Origin of the sequence: Treponema saccharophilum DSM 2985, assembly GCF_000255555.1 — a bacterium.
In the GTDB taxonomy this organism is placed as follows: domain Bacteria; phylum Spirochaetota; class Spirochaetia; order Treponematales; family Treponemataceae; genus Treponema_D; species Treponema_D saccharophilum.
In genome coordinates, this window is record NZ_AGRW01000049.1 from 58,324 (window position 1) to 80,050 (window position 21,727).

General features: G+C 57.6%; 15 protein-coding genes. 5 read left to right on the forward strand and 10 right to left on the reverse strand.

Annotated elements, in window-relative coordinates; genetic code table 11:
- Positions 1-20 precede the first annotated feature (20 nt).
- From TRESADRAFT_RS08590 to TRESADRAFT_RS08625, 8 genes are all read right to left on the reverse strand, one after another.
- Complete coding sequence (locus tag TRESADRAFT_RS08590) at positions 21-1,202, reverse strand: DegT/DnrJ/EryC1/StrS family aminotransferase (protein WP_002704822.1); 1,182 nt, start codon at positions 1,200-1,202, stop codon at positions 21-23.
- Positions 1,183-1,674 carry a chemotaxis protein CheW gene (locus TRESADRAFT_RS08595; RefSeq protein WP_002704824.1) on the reverse strand — a complete coding sequence of 164 codons (492 nt, stop codon included), beginning with the start codon at positions 1,672-1,674 and terminating at the stop codon, positions 1,183-1,185. Before TRESADRAFT_RS08595 ends, TRESADRAFT_RS08590 begins: the two co-directional genes overlap by 20 nt.
- 65 nt (positions 1,675-1,739) lie before the next feature.
- Entirely contained in the window at positions 1,740-3,032 is a 1,293-nt protein-coding gene (locus TRESADRAFT_RS08600; protein WP_002704826.1) for an NAD(P)-dependent oxidoreductase, read from the reverse strand.
- A gap of 69 nt (positions 3,033-3,101) precedes the next feature.
- Positions 3,102-3,911 carry a ComF family protein gene (locus TRESADRAFT_RS15190; protein WP_002704827.1) on the reverse strand — a complete coding sequence of 270 codons (810 nt, stop codon included), beginning with the start codon at positions 3,909-3,911 and terminating at the stop codon, positions 3,102-3,104.
- 94 nt (positions 3,912-4,005) lie between these two features.
- On the reverse strand, positions 4,006-6,651 hold the full coding sequence (gene mutS, locus TRESADRAFT_RS08610) for a DNA mismatch repair protein MutS (protein ID WP_002704828.1): 2,646 nt from the start codon (positions 6,649-6,651) through the stop codon (positions 4,006-4,008).
- Positions 6,652-6,748: 97 nt separating this feature from the next.
- Entirely contained in the window at positions 6,749-7,264 is a 516-nt protein-coding gene (locus tag TRESADRAFT_RS08615) for an OmpH/Skp family outer membrane protein (protein WP_002704829.1), read from the reverse strand.
- Positions 7,265-7,368: 104 nt separating this feature from the next.
- Positions 7,369-9,807: an outer membrane protein assembly factor BamA gene (gene bamA, locus TRESADRAFT_RS08620; protein WP_002704830.1), complete on the reverse strand. Its 2,439-nt coding sequence runs from the start codon at positions 9,805-9,807 to the stop codon at positions 7,369-7,371.
- Positions 9,808-9,826: 19 nt separating this feature from the next.
- On the reverse strand, positions 9,827-14,431 hold the full coding sequence (locus TRESADRAFT_RS08625) for a translocation/assembly module TamB domain-containing protein (protein ID WP_002704831.1): 4,605 nt from the start codon (positions 14,429-14,431) through the stop codon (positions 9,827-9,829).
- A gap of 110 nt (positions 14,432-14,541) precedes the next feature.
- Between TRESADRAFT_RS08625 and tmk the strand changes: the two genes are divergently transcribed.
- The 5 genes from tmk to TRESADRAFT_RS08650 all read left to right on the forward strand — a co-directional run bounded on the left by tmk (position 14,542) and on the right by TRESADRAFT_RS08650 (position 18,860).
- Positions 14,542-15,174 carry a dTMP kinase gene (gene tmk, locus TRESADRAFT_RS08630; RefSeq protein ID WP_040842754.1) on the forward strand — a complete coding sequence of 211 codons (633 nt, stop codon included), beginning with the start codon at positions 14,542-14,544 and terminating at the stop codon, positions 15,172-15,174.
- 38 nt (positions 15,175-15,212) lie between these two features.
- Positions 15,213-15,863, forward strand: coding sequence for a hypothetical protein (locus TRESADRAFT_RS08635; protein WP_002704833.1), 651 nt, complete (start codon positions 15,213-15,215; stop codon positions 15,861-15,863).
- 37 nt (positions 15,864-15,900) lie between these two features.
- A complete protein-coding gene (locus tag TRESADRAFT_RS08640) occupies positions 15,901-17,082 on the forward strand; it encodes a 3-dehydroquinate synthase (protein WP_002704834.1) in 1,182 nt (393 codons plus the stop codon).
- Positions 17,082-18,269, forward strand: coding sequence for a cysteine desulfurase family protein (locus TRESADRAFT_RS08645; RefSeq protein WP_002704835.1), 1,188 nt, complete (start codon positions 17,082-17,084; stop codon positions 18,267-18,269). Before TRESADRAFT_RS08640 ends, TRESADRAFT_RS08645 begins: the two co-directional genes overlap by 1 nt.
- A 153-nt stretch (positions 18,270-18,422) precedes the next feature.
- Positions 18,423-18,860: a DUF3276 family protein gene (locus TRESADRAFT_RS08650; RefSeq protein ID WP_002704836.1), complete on the forward strand. Its 438-nt coding sequence runs from the start codon at positions 18,423-18,425 to the stop codon at positions 18,858-18,860.
- A gap of 63 nt (positions 18,861-18,923) precedes the next feature.
- Here the strand turns inward: TRESADRAFT_RS08650 and TRESADRAFT_RS08655 are convergent, their stop codons facing one another.
- The gene (locus TRESADRAFT_RS08655; RefSeq protein WP_002704838.1) at positions 18,924-19,601 is read right to left on the reverse strand and encodes a ribonuclease HII; all 678 of its coding nucleotides are present in this window, start codon (positions 19,599-19,601) and stop codon (positions 18,924-18,926) included.
- Positions 19,602-19,622: 21 nt separating this feature from the next.
- A complete protein-coding gene (locus tag TRESADRAFT_RS08660) occupies positions 19,623-21,704 on the reverse strand; it encodes a hypothetical protein (protein WP_141607282.1) in 2,082 nt (693 codons plus the stop codon).
- Between the last annotated feature and the right edge of the window lie 23 nt (positions 21,705-21,727).

The following is a 21,727-nucleotide window of genomic DNA, read 5'->3' on the forward strand; positions in this document are numbered from 1 at the left end:
CATAAAGAGAATGGAACTTCTCAAGGCAGGGTCGCCATTATCTTTGTGATTTTCGAGACAGTCTCCGAATTCATCCTCGGATAAAGCGGAAAAAGCGCGGTCCTCAAGTACAGGGACTTCGAGCGAATCAGCATGTTCGAAAGAAGCTCCAGATTCACGTCGGACGGAGCGCCGGATTCGTCAAGCTCCGACTCCTCACGGAGAATACGAGCGATTACAGAATCCGAATAGGCGTGCGCAATCGAGACATCCTTTCGTTTCGCATACTGCTCCGCATCCGGAAAGTTTCCGGCAAGCACGACGGGAAACGACCAAACGGAACGCTCCACCCCCTGCCCGTGCGAAAGAAGCCTGTTTTTCGACGAGGACGGAAACGCTTTTTTGTAGAAAGAGAAAATGCTTTTTCTTGCCGCCTCGTTGCGGGAAAATTCCTTGAGCTGCACGAACGCAAGCGCGCTGTTCAAATCCCCGAGAATTTCCGTCCGGGACGCGGATTCGGAAATCTTTTTGAGGACAAGCCAATCGCGCCGGGAAGGAGCGAGAAGCACCGCGCCGCCGCCGCCGGTAACGCAGTCGTTCTCCTCAAGCCCGAGAATGGCGAAAACGCCGAACGTTCCGGCCCTCCTGATGGAGCTCTCTTCCTGAACATCATCATCGCGAATCCCGTCGGCGACGGAATCGTCCCCGCCAAGACCGTCCTTGAAAATCCCAGCCCCAACAGCCTGGGATATATCCTCTATGACAAAAATCCCGAAATCGAGAATGCGCTCCATCTCATCGGAATCCGGCAGTATCCCCATCGTCTCGTGGAGAATAAGGACGGAACCGCCTGACTGTATTCCCTTCTGCACGGCATCCGCGGAGACAAGGCCGCTCGATTCGTCCACATCAAGGACAAGCGGAACGAAGCCCATTTCCCGCACCGCAGAATACTGCCACCCCGGAGCGAGCGCCGAAATCATTATTTTGGAAGTTTTTTCCACGCCGAGCGATTTCAGCGCATAGGAAAGCGCAATCTCGGGGCTTCTGAACGCGACACCGCCTGCAACGCCGAAAAAATCCTTCACGGCGGAAACGAGCTTCGCGTTCATCTCCCCCGGACCGACCTTCTCGTCCACAAGGCACGACAGAACCGCGTCCATCTCCTTTCTTCTGATTGTTGAGCTGAAAACAGGAACCATGTTACTCGGAAGCGACGACATCCGTCGCGATAATCTTCTGCATTTCCTTCGCGCTGAAGATTCGCCTGATGTCGAGCATTATAAGATATTTTGAATCCTGACGGACAACGCCCGTTATGTATTCGGTTCCGATGCCCGAAATCATCTGCGGCGGGTCTTTTATGTCCTCCGTATTGATTGTAACGACGCGGGCAATCTTGTCGATTATGATTCCAACCTTGTTGTTGTCGATATTGAGGATTATGAATCCGCCCTCAAACTCGTTCTCCTCCTCGGTCTGCTCGAGCTTCTGAATCTGGAACCGCTTGTGCAAATTTATGACAGGAATTATCTCCCTGCGAAGGTTGAATATGCCCTCGACGTAATAAGGCGCGTTAGGAATCGGGCGAACCTTAGTCACCTTTACGATTTCCTTGACGTCCATGATATCGACGCCGTAAATTTCCTCACCCAACTGGAACGTGACGAGCTGAATCTGCGTGTTTTCTGCCATATATCCCCCAAAGTGCCCGGGTATTTGACCCCGCATACAGGCTCAAATACCCGATATGAAATAATTTACTCTCCAAGCAGCTTCTTTGCCTCAAGAAACTGAGAGATTCCTTCCGCCACCTTTTTTGCCTCGCGCATTGCAAGAACGACGGTCGCAGGCTTGTGAACGACATCTCCGCCGGCAAAGATTCCCCTGCGGCTTGTCATTCCATACGGCTTCTGCTTCGTTATGACATAACCGGATTCATCGCAGTCGATTCCCTGCGTCGTGCTGAGAATGCGGGCCGCAGGCCGAGAGCCTATCGCGAGGAGAATCTTGTTTGCCGGAAGGACGACCTCCCCCTCCGGCGTCTGGCAACGGAGCCCGGTAACGCATCCGTTCTCCCCGACGAATTCGAGCGGCGCGTGCTCCCATTTGAAATCGACGCCGTCCTTTATCGCGCCGTCATACTCTGCTTTCGCCGCGCGCATAAATTCGACGGTCTTCCTATACGCGACAGTAACGGAGGCAGCCTTCATCCTGACAGCCGTGCGGCAGGCATCCATAGCGACGTTCCCCGCACCGATGACGATTACGTTGTCGCCTTCCTTGATGGGGACATCATCCTTCTCGACGTTGCCGTCCTGATACAGGCGCACCATCCTGAGAAGATAATTCGACTGGATTACGCCGGTCAAGTCTTTGCCGGGGAGGTCAAGCGACTTCGCGAGCGCCGTTCCGGTTCCGATGAAAACGGCATCAAAACCGTTCTTGAACATCTCCTCGACCGTTATATCGACGCCGACCATCGTGTTCGTTATGTATTTTACGCCCAGCTCCTCGATTTTCTTCGTCGTCCTCCGGACAACATCTTTCGGGAGCCTGAATTCGGGAATTCCGTAAAGGAGAACACCGCCCGGCTCGCTTTCCCCCTCATAAACGGTAACCTCATAGCCCTTGCGCGCAAGATCGCCCGCAACGGTAAGCCCGGCGGGACCGGAACCTATCACGGCAACTTTTCCCTCGGTCCTTACGATTTTCGCATCTTTCGCGAATTTTGCCTCAGCCTCGAAATCTGCGACGAAACGCTCTATCTGACCAATCTTTATTCCCTTTCCGCTCTTTGCAAGGACGCAATGCCCCTCGCACTGGTTTTCGTGAGGACATACGCGCCCGCAGATTGCGGGAAGATTGCTCTTGCGCGAAATTATCTCGAATGCTTCTCCAAAATTCCCAACGGAAACGGCGTGGTTGAAAGCAGGAATCTCATTCTCGATTGGACAACCAGTCCGGCACAGCGGTTTCGGGCAGTTGAGGCACCTGCGCGCCTCGGCGACTGCTTCCTCAATCGTATAGCCCCTGATTTCTTCTTTCTCCATAAAACTAGACCTCGTCTGAAAAAGTATATCCTACAGTATAATGAACAGGAACGCAAAAATCAAAGAAAATCAATCGACAATGAACAGCGACACGCAGTGCACCCGCCTGACACCGAGCGATGCCAGCACGGAAGCGCAATCGCAGACAGTCGCGCCGGTCGTCACGACATCATCGACGAGGACGACGGTCTCCGGGACAGAATCAACCCCCGCGCGGAAAAGAGCCTTCCGCAGTTTTTTCCCGTCGACGGCACGATATCCTTTTCCCCGCGTCCCGAGCCGCTCCTCGCGGGAAAGCTTTTTCTGCTGGTTTTTGGAAAGACGCCTCAAAATGCGGAGCACACGCCGCCCGTATCCGTGCCGGAGATAGAAGCAGAGCTCGTCAACCTGATCCCACCCACGGCGCCTTATCTTCCCAGGGCGGGGCGGAACAGGAACGACGCACAACGGAGAATCCTCGCCTTTTTCGGCATCGCGAATCTTCCGCTCGGCAAGCGCCGCGAAAAAAGGCGACAAGCTTCGTATTCCCCTCGATTTCCAGTCGAAAAGCAATTCCTTCCGCCAGAGCGCATACGAGTGCGCCGGATGCATTCCCGCGACGGACAGCTTCTTCCCGATGCCGTCACGGCACCGCCAGCATATGTTCTCGCCCCCGGAAAGTAGCGACGCGCACGAAGGGCAGCGAGGCGGCGGCGGGAGGAGGAATGTCGACGCGCAATCAGCGCAGAGCGGATACACGACAGTCCTCCGCCCGCATCCCGCGCACACCTCGCCGCCGAAAACGAACGACAGCGCGGCACGGAAAACGGACAGCAGGAAGAAAAAAATCCTGAACGGCGGCTCGGTAAACGAGAACGGGAACAGCAGCATCGAAAACATACGGCATAAATATCCTCTCGACGCGCGCCTTTTTTCAAAAACCCCTTATAATTTTCTGTTATACGCCGTCATCTCGCCGACCGCACGCGAAAAATCACGTTCCGGAAAGCGCCGACTTCCACCGTTCGATAATCTGCAAAGCCTGCTTCGGCGTTATCTCGTCCGTGTCGACCGACAAGATTTCCTCAAGAACAATCTCCTCGTCCGAGAAAAGCCCCGGCATCGTGACGGAAAGGCGCGGGTTCGGCGGGACGTCGGGGACGGTTGACGTCTCAATCCTGCATGAACCGGAACCGGCAGAATCCTGCAGGGAGGAAAGAATCTCGGACGCCCTTTTTATGACGGTCTGAGGGATTCCCGCGAGGGACGCGACGTGGATTCCGTACGAATTCTCGCTCGCGCCCTCCTTCATCTTCCTCAAAAAGACGACCTTGTCCCCGTCTTCAAGGACGTCCATGCACATCAGCTTGAGCGACGGATGGACCATTCTCGTAAGCTCGTGGTAATGCGTCGCAAAAAGCGTCTTGCACTGTATCGTGTTGAGAAGATATTCCGAGACTGCCCATGCAATCGAAAGCCCGTCCTCGGTGGATGTCCCGCGCCCGACCTCATCCATTATGACGAGCGATTTTCTCGTCGCGCCGCGCAGAATGTACGCGGTCTCCGTCATCTCCACGAGGAACGTCGACTCGCCGCGCGCGAGGTTGTCGCTCGCGCCGACGCGGCAGAATATTCTGTCGACGACGCCGACATGCGCCTCTTCGGCAGGAACATACGAGCCTATTTGCGCCATCAGCGCGAGAAGGGCGTTCTGCCTGAGATAGGTCGATTTTCCCGCCATGTTCGGCCCCGTTATGAGACCGAAGGACGCGCTTCCGTCTCCGGCCGACGACACGACGATATCGTTCGGAACGAATTCCCCGGACGGAAGATGCGCCTCGACTACGGGATGGCGGCCGCCGACGACGCGGAACACGTCCCCGTCATCGACGACGGGGCGCACCCACCTGTTGAGGACGGCCGAAGAAGCGAGCGCCGAAACGACGTCGACGTACGCGATTTTATGGGCGACGGAAAGAATATACGAGGACTCCGCGGCAATCTTCGCGCGAATCTCCGCGAAAAGGGCGCGCTCCGTCTCGACGATTCTCGACGCGGCCTCGTTCATCTGCCTCTCGATTTCCTGAAGGCGCGGCGTCGTGAACCGGTCGGAATTCGTGAGGGAGCGGCGCATTATGAAATGTGGCGGAACCTGGGAAACTTTCCCGCGCGTTATCTCGATGTAATATCCGGAAATCGAATTCACCTTTATGCGCAGGTTCTGGATGCCGGTCAGACGCTGCTCCTCCGCGGCGTACTCCTCAAGGATTCGGCCGGCGTTCTCCTGCATATCGCGGTAGCCGTCAAGCTCGGACGACCATCCCGCCTTCACGACGCGCCCGTCCCCGAACGTTGTCGAAGGGTCTTCTTCTATAGAAGAGGATATCAGCGCGGATATCTCCCTCGCCTTTTCCAGCTCGAAAGTCCCGAAACCGGCAGCGGAAAGTTTCTCCGCCATCCGTATCCACGCGTCGAGGCTCGCGCGCAACGCCTGCAAATCCTTCGCATGGGCGCGTTCCATCGCAATCCTTCCGGCGAGGCGCTCGACGTCGAGTATCGACGACAAAAGGCTTTCGGCGTCATCCCTCATTCCTCCGTTGCCGAAGAAGAAGGACACGTCATCCTGCCGCATCTTTATATCGCCGACGGAGCGGAGCGGATAAAGGAGCCACGAGCGAAGGAGCCTCCGCCCCATCGCGGTCCTCGTGCGCGCGATAACCTCAAGAAGGGAGAACTGCGCGCTTCCGTCGCGGAGGTTCGCGACAATCTCAAGGTTCCGCCGGGAAGAGTCGTCCATCATGACGAACTGGCTGTCCTTGTATACTTTTATCGAATTGATGTGCGGGGTCGCCGTAATCGTCATTTTCTGGACGTAGTCGAGAAGGAACCCCGCCGGCGGAACTTCGGGCGAAAGCTCGGAAAGCGAGAACGACTTGAGGTTCTTCGTCCCGAACTGCGCGCAAAGCCTTCCGAACGATTTTTCGGCGTCGAAATTCCAGTCCGGGTAATACGAGCAGGCAATCCCGCCGTCAAGCGAAATGAGGCGCTGCACGGTATCGTTTCTCCGAAGCGATTCGGGAAGGATAAGCTCCCTCGGATGCGCGCGCCCCAGCTCCTTCGAGAAGGACTCCTCCATGTCGGAGACGGACCAGGACGTCGCGAAAAAATCAGCCGTCGTCACGTCGACGAATGCGAATCCGGCAGACTGCCCCCTGACGAAAAGGCACGCGAGGAAGTTGTTCGCCACGCCCTCAATATAATCCCCGTCAACGGCAGTTCCCGGCGTTATGACCTCCACCACCTTCCGTTCCGTAAGCCCCTTTCCCGTCGGCTCCGAAACCTGCTCGCACACGGCGACGCGCTTCCCGCACCGCAAAAGCCGCGCGATGTACCGCTTCGACGCGTGATACGGAATCCCGCACATCGGCTGCGAGCCGCGATGAGTCAGCGTGAGGTTCAGGAGGCGGGAAATCTCCACCGCATCGTCGTTGAACATCTCGTAAAAATCACCGACGCGGAAGAAAAGGACCTCGTCCTTGTATGTTTCCTTCATCTCCTGATATTGGCGCATCAGCGGCGTATCCTCCATCGAACCCGACTTGGACGGAACGCAGCCCGCGACGACGCTGTCCTTTCCCATCAAAACCCCTCCAAAAAAACAACGAAAGGCGGAACGAATCCCGCCGAAAAAAAGAGCCGGGACGAATCCCGACTCGAACGACTGCGGAACAGGACGCCTAGCGGTCCAGCTCCGATATAACCTTGTCCGTGACGTCGACGGAATTGCTGTACCAGAGAATCGAGCGGTCATCCTGAAGACTGAGGATTACGGAAAGCCCCTCGTTCTCGGCGACCCGCTCAATGACCTTGTAAAGCTTGTTGTAGAATTCGTTTGAATTCCTGAGGCTGTTGCGAAGATTCTCAAGCTCCAGGTTCTTCGATTTTGTGTATTCGGTAAGGCTGTCCGTTTTCTTGACGATGTCGGCGTCGAGCCTTGCGGCAAGCTGCTCGTCCGCGTTGAGCTCGGCATCAGCCTTCTGCTGCTTGAGGCGGCGGATTTCCTCCGTGCGCTTCGAAATCTCCTTCTGAGCCTCAGCCTTTTTCGAATCATACGAACGCATAGGAGCGGACGTCCTGAAATACGCCTGATAAACCTTCGCCGTGTCAACGACGCCGAATCTCGTTATCTGCTGCGCGGCGGCGGAAAATGAAATCGCGAGCGCGACAGAAAGCGCAATGAAAAACCTCTTCATAAAAGAAGCCCCCTAAAATATCAAGGCGCGGAAAAAGGGAACGCCCCTTTCCGCCCATCTTTCGGAAAATCGGACCGCCCGCGCCCGGCGGACGGAAAACGCGGCTATCTATTCGTGATGACGAACGACAGGACGAACTGCCACTTGTCTTCCCAGCTGATGCTTCCGTCCTCTATCCTGAACGTGTTCGCGAAAAGGAGCCTGAGCGGGAACTGCGGGATGAGGAAGCGGACGCCGGGGCCCGTGCTGAAGTAGAAATCCTCGACGGACAAATCGTGGAACAGCGCGTCGGGGCTATCCTTGATGACCGCGGCATCGCCGAACCAGTCGAGCGCGAGGACGTTCGGGATGACGGGAACGCGGAGCTCAACCGTGTTGTTCCACGCCGCTTTTCCGCGCACTTTGTTGTAGATGTCCGTCCATCCCCTTCCGTTGAACATTCCGTCTATGTAGAGCTTGCTCGAATCCCCGATTCCCGAGCCCGGTGCCGGGAAAAGAAGCGCGAGGTTCGAGTATCCCATGAGAACAGCCTTGAAATTCCACGACTCGGTGACGTTTATGTCGAACAGCGTGAAGTATTTCTCGAGTTTCGTGTCCGTCTTGAGGAAGAATTCCGTTTCGATCGGCGTGAGACCGTACCATGTAAGACGCTCGCTCGCGAACCATCCGCGCGACGGGTTGTAGTTTATGTTCCTGTCGTCCACCGAGAACGACGCCCAGACGGAATTCTGCCATCCCCAGTTGTTCGCGTACTCGCTGACGGACGTATCGACGGGAATCCACAGCTCGGAGTCGTATATGTTGTTGAGGAGGCTTCCGTTCACGCCGCCGGCAAGCGATATGATTGCCCAGTCCGGCGTCCACCTTCTGCCGACGGAGAAGCCGAGCGCCCACTTCCAGCGCTCGTACTGCATGTAGTACGAGTCGTCGTCCACCGTTCCGTCGCCGGCAATGGAAAGCCTGTACGCGTATTTGTTCGAATGCGAAATCTCCGTGCTTACCGAAGCGCTGAGCGGGAGCCCGAGGAACCAGTTCTCCGAAAGGCTGAGGCTCAGCGACTGCTCGTTCGTCGCGATGGTCGAGGACACGCCGACAGACCTTCCCGAGCCGCGTATGTTCGAGTCCTGCCACTTCGCGAAAAGCGCGAACGGAAGCTCGTCCGGGTCTGACACGCCGGAGAACGTGACGCCGAATTCTACGGACGTCGTGGACTGCTCGTCAACGTTGAACACGAGGTCGACGAGGTTCTCCTCGGAGCCGGGAAGATACTGCCAGTCGACGTTGCTGAAATACTGGAGGTTCCTCAAATTTCTCAGACCAGTCTCAATCTTCGTCTTCGAGAAGATGTCGCCGACCTGAATCGGAATCTCGCGCGTTATGACGTGCTCCTTCGTCTTGTTGTTTCCTTTTATGGAGACGCTCTCCACGTGGCTTCTGGAATTCTCCGTGATGATGAACGTGTACGAGACGGTCTTGTTCTCCGAATCCTTGTTCTCGACCGGCCGGAACCTGTTCGCCGTGTAGCCGTTCTCGTAATAGAGGTCCGTAATTCCCGTCAGGCTCTCCTGAAATTTCGTGATGTTGAAAACAGCGCCCGGCTGAATCTTCATCTTGGAAAGAAGCTCCTCGTCGGAGAAAATCTCGTTGCCGCTGAATTCGATTCCGGAATACGTGTAGCGCTCGCCTTCCTGGATGTGGAACGTTATCGTAAGCTCGTCGCGGCGCTTCTCCTCGTTCGGGGTGACCGTCTTGGTGACGTCGTCCGACTTGACGTCGATATATCCGATGTTCTGGTAATACAGGGCGATAAGCTTCTTGTCGATTTCGAGCATCGACTCCTGGAACGCGCCCTTCGAGAGGAATCCCGCCTCCTTGAGCCTAATCTTCTTTTTCAGAGTCTTCGCGGAGACAGCCTTCGTCCCCGTGAATTTTATCTCGGTGATGACCGTCGCGCGCCCCTCGTCAATCGTAAAGAGGACGTCGATTCCCTTCTCAGTCTCCTTCGTGGACGACGAAACCTTCACGTTCGTGAATCCCTTCTCAAGGTAGAGCGAGCGGATTGCGCGCTCCTCGTAGGCGAGTTTTCCCGCGATGAAGATTTCCTTCTCCTTCATGGAGACGGCATCCTTGATTTCCGCCGTGCGCACCTGCCTGTTTCCCGTGACGAGAATCCTCCGCACGGAAGGCTTCTCCTTGACGACGAACGTTATGTCGACCGTGTTTCCGCGGCCGGAACTGCTGACCTGCGGCTCAATCTCGTCGAAGAGGTCTATCGCATAAATCCTGTCGAGAAGATTCTGGTACACCTCGTCGGTGAACATCTCGCCGATAAACCCGCTCGACACGCCGTCGACATCCTTGCTGTCCGTGTGCTTCAGCCCCTTGAACGAGACGGAGCGGATGGGCTTTCCGTAATACCAGTCCCCGTCGGACATCTCCGTCGCGCCGGAAGGTTCTTCCGCCTCGTCGGCGGAAACCGGCAGGGCAAAGAAAGAAAAAAGCAGGGTGACTGCAAAAAGGATGGGGAGACAATTACGTTTCATAAGAACTCCAGTTTTTTAATCAAAATGAGTGTTTCCATGATAATGTGATTGATGTTGAGGGAAGCCACATATTGTTCTGAATCGACTCTATATCAGGGGAAACCCCCAGGCGGATATTCACGAACGGGGATGCCATCTCGAATCCGAATTCCGGTTGGAAAACCAGCCCGTCAACGGAATTCCCGTCCGCAAGTTTCGTCTCGTCGTAAACCCAGTGGAACATGGCGTCTACATAAATCGCACTGCCGAAATACTTACCGATGTAAACAGTAGAATTGTCGAAAAAGTTACTGAATGTGACCTGACCGTCCTCATCATCCTTATCCTGGCTGAACCCCTGCTTTATGGCGTTCTGCAGCACGTTGGTTCGGATTGAGAATATATCAAAATTGCAGAGTTCCCGCAACGCATTTTCAATCTCGCGGATGACCGTCGCCTGCACGAGATAATCGCCGCCGGCAAGCGCAATCGACGATATGTTGTCGGAATCCGCGGTGAGGACTTCGCCGAGAAGCTCCATAATCTCGTATTCCGATTTCGCGGGCGTCGCCGAGAAAACCGGGTTGAACTTGCTCACGGGCTGGTTCTCCGCGGAAAGGACAATCGTGACGCGGTTTCCCTCGGAGTCGCGCTCCTTCGTCTCTGCACGGATTGTGACGCGCGGGTCGATTCCGTCCTGCGTCTCGTTGAAGGATATGAGCCCGTTCTTGAGGTAGAAGTTCCTGTTGAGCCACGCGACTTCCCCGCCGTGCAGGGAGACGTCCCCGACGATGGAGAATTCCCCCGAGCGCGTGTCGAACGAGAAATCGATCGGCGTGTTCGGCGCGAGGACGCCGCGCATGAACGGGTTGAACAGGATGCGCACGTTCTGCCCCACGTTCACGCGGAGGTCGGCGGCGACGTTCATCATCATCGCGGGAGCCGCTTCCTCCGGCTTCTTCTTCGCCTCGTCGTCCTTTTTCTCCTTCTCCTTCTTTTTCTTCGACTTCCCGAATATCTTCTCCATGCTGAGCTTGCTGTTTTTTATGAGGGAGTCCATCAGCCCCTCGAACGAAAGCTGGTTCTGGAGCTCGCTGGCGACAATCTCAAGGTCGGTGTTGTCGGCGTAGAGGCTTCCGCTGACGACAATCTCGTCGGGCATGGAAATCGACAGGGAGACGTCGGCGCGCGCGTCGCCCTTGAGGTGCATGAACGGCATCGTCATGTCAACGGGAAGACCGCGGAATTTCTTTGTCGAGACGCGCACGGAGACGTTCGCGATGCTCCACCGGTCGAACGTGATGTCGGAGCTGAGCGCGACGGCGCCCTTCCCGCACGAGAAGACGGTCTCGGGCATGTTCACCCCGTCGGCACCGGCGGCGACCTGCACCGCGGACGCCGTCAGAGGATACGGGGAGAACGCCGGGACGCTCAGCGAGAAGTCGCCGATATCGACGAATCCCGCGAATTCGGGGTCGGTCGTCAGCCCCGAAATCCTGACGTTCCCGGAAAGATGCCCCGAGCCGAACGATATCATCGGGATGTCCACGACATCGCAGACGCGCGCGAGGTCGCACTCGATTCCCGACATGATGAAATCCATGCCGCCGCCCTCAAGCCGCCCGTCAAGGTCGAACGCGAGCGTCGGGTTCCGCCCCGTCGATGCCGTTATGTGCCCGCCGACGACGGACGCGTGGAATCCCTTCCTGTTGTCCGTGAAGACGTCAATCTGCCCCGGCTCCCCGTCCTGCCCCGGAATGTGCACGACGTTCAGCGTGAACGGCATCGCATGGCGGAACATCGTTCCGGTCGCGCCCGGAGAGCTTACCGAGACGGAGAAGAAATCGGGAACCGCTATCGGAGACGCCGGCGCGCCGTCAAGAACGCTCGTCAGCGTCATATCAAGGGGAACGTGCAAGTCGCGCCCCGCGAGCGAGATGTCCGCGACTGCCGATGCCGTCCCGCAAAGCGTCCCCGCATCGATTGCCGCTGAGAAACCGGAAAGCCGGAAGAAAGCCCACGACGCGGAGACATCGGTGACGTTGAGCCCGTTGTCGTCGAGCACGATGACGCCCCTCGCGTCGAAATCGTACCCGGAAAGCAGCATCGACGCCTTCCTGACGTCAATCGAGACGAACGGATTCTTTATCGTCCCGGTCGCGCTCACCGTCGCGTCGATTACGTTCCCGGCGTTCTGGTTCGGAAGGAAACGCGATGACGGGAACGAGTCGACGGAAACGTTCGCGGAGAGATAGAAGTCGTTGAGGACGGACTCGGCTGAAAGCGGGAGGTGGCTCGGATTCGAAAGGTTCGCGGAGACGGAGACTGACTCGGGCGAGTACGGGTTCTTTCCGCCAAGCTCAAGGCTCGCGTAATCGATGGTTCCGTCGGAGAGATACCAGTTCACGCTCCCCGAAAAATCGAGCTGCGACGACCTGTCGGAATACGTGAGCGCGGAAAAGTCGAAGCCGTAGTTCGCGAGCCGCCCCGTGAACGAGACGCGCGGCTCCATCGGAAGTGCGCCCGTAGCCTCGGAAAGCTCGCAGCGCGCGACGTTGACGTCGATTCCGTCGGCGGCGCTCCAGGCGAACGTGGACATCGTCGAGGCCGTGAATATGTACGTGCCGAGCGGAACGGGAAGCTGGTTGAACTGGACGAACCCGCTCACGCCGTCCGAAAATCCCGTCTCGGCGATGCTGACCATCGACTCGAAACCGTAATTGCCGGAAAGGGAAATCCACTGCGGCGTTATGTTCCCCGAAAGCGAGTACGGCAGCGAATTCGCGAGGAGGTCGCACCTGAACGATATGTCGTCGAACCCCGCGGACAAATCGACCGACGCCGTAGCCTGAACGCCCACGTCACCGTAGCGCAGGTTGAAGCTGCTTATCTGAATCGACTGGGACGTTCCGTCCGCCGCCGCGAAGAGAATCCTGTCGCTCGAGCTTCTCTCGTCGGCGAAGATGCAGTTCGGCGCGTTGAACGTATACTCAAGGGAATCGACATCGACCGACACGTAGACGTCGCCCGTGAAAAGGTACGGCGAAAGTTTTTCCCTCATCCCGTAAACGGACGCCGCCGCGTCGTCGCCAAGGAAAAACGCCACAGCCTCCGCCGCGGAGTCCCCGTACAAGTCGGACGCGTGCGTCTTCACCTGCACGTAGACGTTGCTGTCGATAAGGACGCTCCCGTCCACGTCGAACGAGGCGACGCTCCCGCTTTCCGAATGGGAATAGTCGTAGAACTGCCCGATGAAATCGACGGACGAAGACGAAATCTGCACGGTAGTCTCGAGGCCCGTGACCGCCTTCGTTCCTACGGACGAATTCAGGTAGAACTGCGGCGAAAACCCCGTGACGCCGAAAATCTCGCCCTCCGCAGGCTCGATGAAGACGAGGTCGCTCGAAAAATACGAGCCGTTCGGAAGCTTGAGGTAGTCGAGCGCGGCGTTTCCCGTAAGCGCAAGCCCCTTCACCGCCATATCGCCGACGAACGACGCCCCGAGATACGAATTCTCGAGCGACGCCTTTTTGAATTTCACGACGCGCTCGTTTCCCTTCGAGACGCAGACGATTTTCGACGGGGAGCCGAGAAGCCCTGCCGTCAGGCGCACGACGAGGTCGGTCTCGAACGAAATTCCGCCGCCGGAAAGTGAGACCTCCGCGCCAGCCGTCCCGGAAATCGTGGAGCCGGACAGCTTCGCGGCAAGGGAAGGAAGCCGGCGCACGGAAAAGAGCTTCATCGGGTCGAAACCGTCCGCCGTCATCGCGGCGCGAAGCTTTTCCTTCGCGAAGTCGATTTCCATGAACGCGCTGTACGGAAGCCGCGTCCTCATCGTGCGGAACTGGATTTTCGAGTCGCCGTAATTCATCAGCATGTCGAGCCGCGTCACGGAATAATCGTGCGACGGAAGGCGGGTCAGCTGAAGCGTCGCGGAGCTTCCCTCGAGCGAGCCGAAGAACGTCCCCGACAAATTGTACGACACGCCGAATTCCGCGCGACGATTCCCCTCCCGTATTTTGTCCGTGCAGAAAACCGCGTTCCCCGACGCGACCACGCCGATTCCGCCCGCACCCGCGTCGGAAAGGTCGAGCCTCTTAATGCGGGTCACGGCGTCGTTAGTGCCGTCGGAATAATGGAGGGAGATGTCCTTGACGATGACCGCGAACGGAAGTCGGAACCCGGCGATGTCGAACGAGCTTTTTTTCCCGCCGTCCGCGTCCTTCCCGCCGAAAAGCTCGACAAGCCGACGCGTGACCTCCGAATTCTCGACGGAATCGTACTCCACGGAAATGCCGCTCACGGTAAGAGACTCGAACGCGGAGAGCGGGTCCGCCGAGAACAGTTTCTCGACGTCGTACTCCATAACCGCCTTCCGAATCGAGGCGATTTTCCGCTTCGAGGCGACATCCGAAATCTCGATGCCGCGTATGCTGACGTTCGAAAAAAGCGACGGGGAAAGCGAGCGGTACGACAGGGAAAGCCCCGTCGCATCGGTAAGGGCGCGGGAAAGCATGCGCTCCGTTTCCGTGATTTTCGCTTCCAGGCGGACGTATATGGGGCGCACGAACAAGCCGGTGAGAGAAATAAGGATGATGAAGATGGCAGTCCCTACGACAAGCCCTAAAACCCGCCTGCGATTCACGATTCGTACCGAAGTAAAAATATATCATTTTCTTCCAATTTCATATATTCTTCTCCGTGCATGCCGCGGCGGAACAGGACGAAAAACGGCGGATGCAGGGGAAAATGGCGATGATTCTAAGGAATTTCATAGTTTTTGAGGGGATTGACGGTGCGGGAACATCGACGCAGATAGAGATGCTCATGAATTCTCCCCACGCGCGGAAGTTCTTCCCGACGGCGGAACCGACGAACGGGGAGACGGGAAGATTCCTCAGGCGGATGCTCGGCGGCGAATTCAGGCTCGACCCGCGGACGGCGGCGTACCTTTTCGCGGCGGACCGGTGCGAGCACCTGTGGGGAACGGGCGGGGATGATTTCAACGGCGGAATCGAGCGAATCTGCGCGGGGGGAAAAATCGTCGTCAGCGACAGGTATCTCTTTTCGAGCATCGCATACCAGAGCGTAACCTGCGGCGGGGAGCTTGCAAAAATGCTTCAGGCACCGTTCCCGCTTCCGGAGCTGCTGTTCTTCTTCAAAATCGCCCCGGAAGTCTCCCTGTCAAGAATCGGCGGGCGCGGAAAACGGGAAATTTACGAGGAAGTCGAATTCCTGAGGAAAACCGAGGAGCGGTACGAGCGCGCGATTTCCGAATTCGAGGGGACGGGAATGAAAATCGTGACAATCGACGCGGCGAAGACGAAGGAGGAGGTCGCTGCGGAAATAATCGGCGCGATATCGGACGCGGGAATGCTCGAAAGGTAGAGATGACACGAAGGGCGAATTCTTCCGAAAATAGAAACATGACGGAAAAACTGAGAAAACTTTCGGCACATGCAGGGAAACGAGCCGTTGCCGCGCTCATTGTCATGGCGGCGGCGTTTTTTGCCCCGTTCACGGCGGACGCATACATGGTCAAATACAAGGAAGACTACTACAAGCTCTTCCACGTGCACTACCAGCAGTATCCGGACGACTGCATCGAGAACATCTACTGGCTCGAGAAGGCGACCGAGGCGGATTTCGCCAACCCGCTGTACGCCGAGGCAAAAATCGAGACGGAGACGGACTGGGAGAAGTACAAATTTCTTTTCCAGATGCACCTGAACCTGAAGCTCATAGAGCAGCACCAGCGGCTCGGTCGGATTTACGACAAGAACGTCGCGCATTTCTACGACGCGCCGTGGAAGGACGCCTACGTCGACAACCTGAAAAAATCGCTCTCATGCTACCAGGCGGGACTGTACTACTGGACGGAGGCGAAGCTCTGGGCGGAAAAGGCGAACGTATCGAAATTCCGATTCCTCTTCCTCACCGACATACAGGCGTGGGAGGACGAGCGGGAGCGCATCGCGACGGGGACGCTCGACTACAAGAAGATTCTCGAGCGGGACATCGAGCGCGTGAAGAAAGTCATCGCGGAATTCGAGGCGATGCCTTCAAAGGAATACTAGGCCTGCTCACAATGAAAAAAGCAAGGAGAAAACAATCATGAACTACGAGGAGAAAATAATCGAATATCCGCCCGTGCATCCGGGAACGGACAGAACGTTCATCCGGTTCTACGAGGGCGAGCCGAATCCGAAAGCGATGCTTCTCGGCGGCTGCGACGAAATGCCGCAGAGGGTTTTCGTGACGGACACGACGGTATCGTCGCTTCCGTGCATGGATGAATTCACGGCGGAATTCGGCACGGGAAAGGGAGCCGCGGCGAATTCGGTCCACAAGCGGAGGTCGGGAAAAGACATTCTCGTCATCCTCGGCGCGGGCGAGCCGTTCAAGACAATCGAGAGCGTCCTGTCGATAGTGGCGGCGGCGCTCGACGCGAACGGGCAGCGCTCGACGGTGTTCGTCGGCATCGGCGGCGGAGTCATAACGGACATGACGGCTTTTGCGGCATCGATTTTCAAGCGCGGCGCGCGGTGCGAGCTCGTCCCGACGACGCTCCTGTCGATGGTAGACGCGGCCGTCGGCGGAAAGACCGGCTGCGACTTCGGCTCGTACAAGAACATGATAGGCTCGTTCTTCCCCGCGCAGAAAATCCACATCTGCCCGGAATTCATAAAGACGCTTCCACAAAGCGAGTACCGCTCGGGACTCGCCGAGGTCGTGAAAACAGCGCTCCTCTTCTCTGCCCCTCTTTTCGACAAGCTCGAATCGAATCCCGGAATCCTCGACGGCCGCGGAAAAAGCGAATTCGCGCCGCTCATCTCCGAGATGATACGCACCTGCGTCTCAGAGAAGGCTTCCGTCGTGGAGCAGGATTTGACAGAGAAGGGAATGCGAATGCTCCTCAACCTCGGGCATACGTTCGGGCACGCGCTCGAGACGTGCGCCGGATTGGGAAAAGTCGCGCACGGTGACGGGGTCGCATGGGGAATGGCGCGCGCAGCCGACCTTTCAGAACGGCTCGGGCTGTGCACGAAGGAATACGCGGAACGGGTCAAGAGAATGCTCCGCTCGTACACCTGGGAGACTTCTGAAATCCACCCCGCTATGGAAGGAAAAGGAAGCGCCGGCGACATCGCGCGGACGATTTTCGGCGCGATGAAGAAGGACAAGAAGAATTCGTCGTCAAAAGTCAGGTTCGTCCTGCAGCGCGGCGTGTGCGACACCGTCATAACGGAAGCTGACGAGGGCGACGTGCTCGCAGTCCTCGGGGCGGAGCGATGATGGACGCCGCAAGATATTTCGACTGGGCGGCGACAAGCCCCGCGGACGAGGACGTTCTCAGGGAATCGCTTGAGGAGGCGATGCGCTCGTGGGCGAACCCCAGCTCGGCGCACAATGCGGGAATCGAGGCGAGGAACGCGCTCGAATCGGCACGGAAAAGGGCGGCGGACGCAATCGGCGTGAAGGAAAGCCAGCTTTTCTTCACATCAGGCGGGACGGAAAGCGACCACATCCCGCTTCTCTCCCTCCTCGCGCGACTGGGCGCGATGTCGCAGAAAGGAAGGATTGTCGTCAGCGCGATTGAGCATCCCGCCCTCAGGGAGCAATGCGCCGCGATGGGACGACTCGGATTCGACGTGAAGACGGTCGCGCCCGACAGGAACGGGTTCGTGACGGCGGAAGCCATACGGGAAGCACTCACGCCGGACACGCTCTTCGTCACCGTGATGGCGGTCAACAACGAGACGGGATGCATCCAGCCGTTCGAGGAAATCGCCGACGCGATAACCGAATGGTACGGGGGAAAGCGGAAGCCGCACTTCCACGTGGACTGCGTTCAGGCGGCAGGAAAAATTCCGCTCGACATCGCGCACAAAGGAATCGACAGCGCCGCGTTCTCCGCGCACAAAATATCGGGGCCGCGCGGAATCGGGCTTTTGTACATGGCGCACCCGGAGAAATTCAAGGGTTTCCTCGTCGGTGGAGGACAGGAGAAGAACGTCAGGAGCGGAACGGAGAACCTTTTCGGCGCGATTGCGTTCGCCAAGGTGCTCGAAAAGCATTACATCCGGAAAGGCGCGGACGGAGAGGCGGCGGAACGGCTTCGCGCGCAAAAGGAGATGACCGCGCACTTCATCGAGGAGCTTTCGAAAAACAGCGCGTTCACCCCCGTCCCGGAAAGAAGGACGGAGCGCGCGGGGGAATTTTCCCCGTGGGTTGTCCAGGCATCGTTCAAAGGGATTCCCGGGAACGTCATGGTGCGCGCGCTCGACGCTAAGGGGTTCGCAATCTCGACGGGAAGCGCCTGCTCCGCAAAGAAACAGTCGCGACCTATCCTAGAGGCGATGGGCTCATCCCGCGAAGTCCAGGACACCGCCGTCAGGTTCAGCTTCGGCCACCTCACGACGGAGGAAGGAATGCTCGCGCTCGCGAAAGCCGTAGGCGAAATCTGCGCCGACTTCAGCTGAGGCGGAATCCGCAAAAAAGGAGGCCGCCCCGAAAAAGCGGCCTTCTCCAGCGCGGGCGGGCGATTGAACAAACGCGCCGTATGATGTAGAATGCGCAATCATTCAACAAGTCTTTTATGAAATCAACCAAATACATTTTTAAGGAAGGAAATTATGGGTATTAGAGGAGAGCTTTTTACCACGCAGGTCACGCTTGACAACAGGTCGTACTTCTTCAACGTGAAGGAAAACAGAGCGGGGGACGTCTTCCTCCAGATAGTCGAGAGCAAAAAGGGTGAAGGTGCCGATTTCGACAGGCATCAGATTGCGATTTTTGCGGAGGACATGCAGCGGGTTCTCAAAGGGCTCGACGATTCCCTGAAATTCATCGAAAAGGACAGAAAGGAGCGCGCGAAGGCGAAGGCAGCGAAGAAAGCCGCGAAAGAGGCGAAATTCGGCAAAGGCTCAGGCGAGAAAATCGTCATAAAGCGCGGAAAGAAGAATTTTCTCGAGGAGGAGCGCCAGCCAGACGGAATAAAGAGGACTGGAAAAGTCATCCACATCGCCAGCAAGCGCGACGCGGACAAGCCCGCCGACGACGGTGCAAACTGATTCGAAGCGGGAAGCGCCTCACCACGCCACGAACGCCCCGCGAAAGGGCTAATCGTTTTCATCTTAATCGAACAACCCCGGCAAAAGGGAATCATCGTCCCGCCTGCCGGGCTTTTTTTTGCCCGAAGCCTTCTCCGATTTCGGGCGGATGTCGAACGAAAGCCGCTGTATGGGGCTCGGACCGACGGAGCGGCAGATTTCGAGATGGCTTTTCGTCGGGTAGCCCTTGTGCTTCGCGTATCCGTATCCGGGATATACGGCGTCGAATTCGTCCATGAGCGCGTCGCGCCCGACCTTCGCGATTATCGAAGCCGCCATCACGGACGGATAGTTCCCGTCCGCCTTCGGCTCGCACCGCACCTCGCAGGGAATGTCGGCGACAAAATTTCCGTCCACGACGGCGGACAGGCAGCTTCCGGCATCGCCGCAAATCTGCATTCCGTTCGCTTCCGCCCATTTCGGGAATTTCTCCGCCATCTTCTCGTATGCTATTTTCATCGCGAGAAGCGACGCCTGAAGGATGTTAATCTCGTCGATTTTCTTGTTGTCCACGATGCCGAATCCCCAGCACGCGCGCGCGACAATCTCCGCATAAGCCGCCTCGCGCGCCTTTTTCGAAAGCTTCTTGGAATCGTCGAGCATCCCGACAGGAAAATCAGCGGGAAGAACGACGCATCCGGCGGCGACGGGCCCCGCTATGCATCCGCGCCCCGCCTCATCAAGACCACATTCCCATTTCATAAAAACCTCCAGAAATACGGCTCAGAATCCGTCAGAGGAATTCCCGCCCTCATCGGAAAGCACCGTGGAATCGTCCTTCCAGACGGGAAGGATTCCGCCTTTTCTCGCCGTGAATTCAGCGGAAAACGAATTCCCGCGGATTTTCGCGTCCGAGCCGGAAAGCTCCGCGATGCGCCCGCGCCTTCCGACAACGCGGCATGACGACGAGCGCATGTCGAACGAGCCCCCCTGCACGCTGAAAACGACGGCAATCCCCGACACGGACGCGAAACGGCTCGACTCGCAGAAGATTTTCGACGAGAGCGCAGAAACAGCGCATCCGTATTCGGAGCTCTGAACGGTGACGCCGGCATTCCTGAACACGACGAGCGAATTCATCGCCGTCAGAACAGTCCCGTCGAGCGGAAAGTGCCCGACGATTTCGGTTCCGTCAAAAGACACGCCCGCATTCTCAAGGACGAACATACGCTTCGAGTCCGACTCCGCGCCGCCCTCCGCCTTCTTCTCAAAGACGCAGCCCTCGACCTCAAGGCTCGCGCTCCTGACGGTGAGAAATGCGCCGTCACCCATCGAGAACCCTGAGCCGCTTTCCGCCGCCGTTATCGTGCAGTTGGACGGGAACACCGTCTCGCCGTCCGGGAACGGAACCATCCCCGAAACGTAGAAATGCGCGAACCGGTGCTTTTTGAGGACGTCCGCCATCTCGGCGACGCTTCCGAACGGCCGCCCGCGGCTTCCGTCCCGCGCAGAATCCGGCGCGCTGGCGGAGACGTAATAGTTGAATTCGTCGACGGTGACGCCGTATTCGGAAATTCCGCCGGCGTTCCCGCTTTTGTCTCGCGCGTATGCCCTGACTTTGTACCGGACGACGCGCTCTCCATGCGACGGAAGCGGAATCGGCCCCGAATACGGGACGAATTCCTCCGCGCCGCTCGAATTTTCGCTTTCGTCCGCGGAGAATTCGGCGACAGAGCAGAACACGTCGGCGCCGTCCTCCGCAAGAACGGAAAGCTCGACCGAGCTGCGCGCATAGCTTCCGCCCTCGCTCGGGGAAAAAACAGGCGGAAGCGGCGGACGTTTGTCGAGGGAGAACGGTGAAGACAAGGTTCCCTGATAGACGCCGTCGCAAAAAACGGAGAAAACGGCATCGGCGCTTATGTCGTCGCCGGAAAATGTATCGAAAACGACGCTGGTGAACGAGCCTCCGTCGCTGACAGTACCCGCGATGCCGCTGTCAAAAATCCCAATGCGGTATCTCGCGTCCCCGACAAGGGAAAAACGCACCCCGTCAGTCGAATATCCGACGGAAACGGAAGGGAGTTCCGGAAGGACAAACCGCTGCACGGGATTCCCCGCCTCGTATTCGACGCTCTGCCACTCGACGAAATGGGGGACGCTCCTGTCAACCTCTATTTTCTCGCCCGTCCCCGCCTTCATCCACATCCCGTCGTCAATCCGCCAAATCTGGCTCCTGTCGCCGAACGAAATCCACTTCCAGTCCTCGACGGAAAACGGCACGGAAAGGCGCGCGAACGTCCCTGCCCCGCTTCCCACGACGAATATCACGAAACGGCAGGACGCGGAAGCGGAGGAGACAGTGCACGGAACGTAGCGCGAAAGGGCATTCGGCTCGCTGACGGAAATCGTCTTCCCGGGGATGAACGGCATGTCGCCGTCACCTATGCAATAGGAAAGCGTCGCGGGAATCTCAAGTTTCTCACCGCCGGAAACGGGAACAACGCCCGCCGACGCGACCTTCTCGAAGAAATCGCGCTCGATGCCGGAGGAAAAAGACGACGGCTCCGACGCGACCGTGTAATCGACAGCGAATTCCTCGCGGCTGCCGTCCCGCCCGAAGCAGACGATGCGGAGCTTGACGTCGCCGCCCACGTCTATCAGGACGGGACCATCGTAAGCGAAACCGGAGTCGAGGGGATTTGACGACGTGAACGAGTAGAAGCATTCCTCATCATCGCCGATATCGAGTACGAGCGGCTGCCTGTTCGCCCACCTTCCCGCGACAGGGGAGATTACGCGAACAGAAGCCGCAGCCTCGAAGGCAAGCGAAAAAAGCAAAGCGAATACAGAAAAAAGAACCCGCACCGTCCTGCAATCCCCTTCCCCGC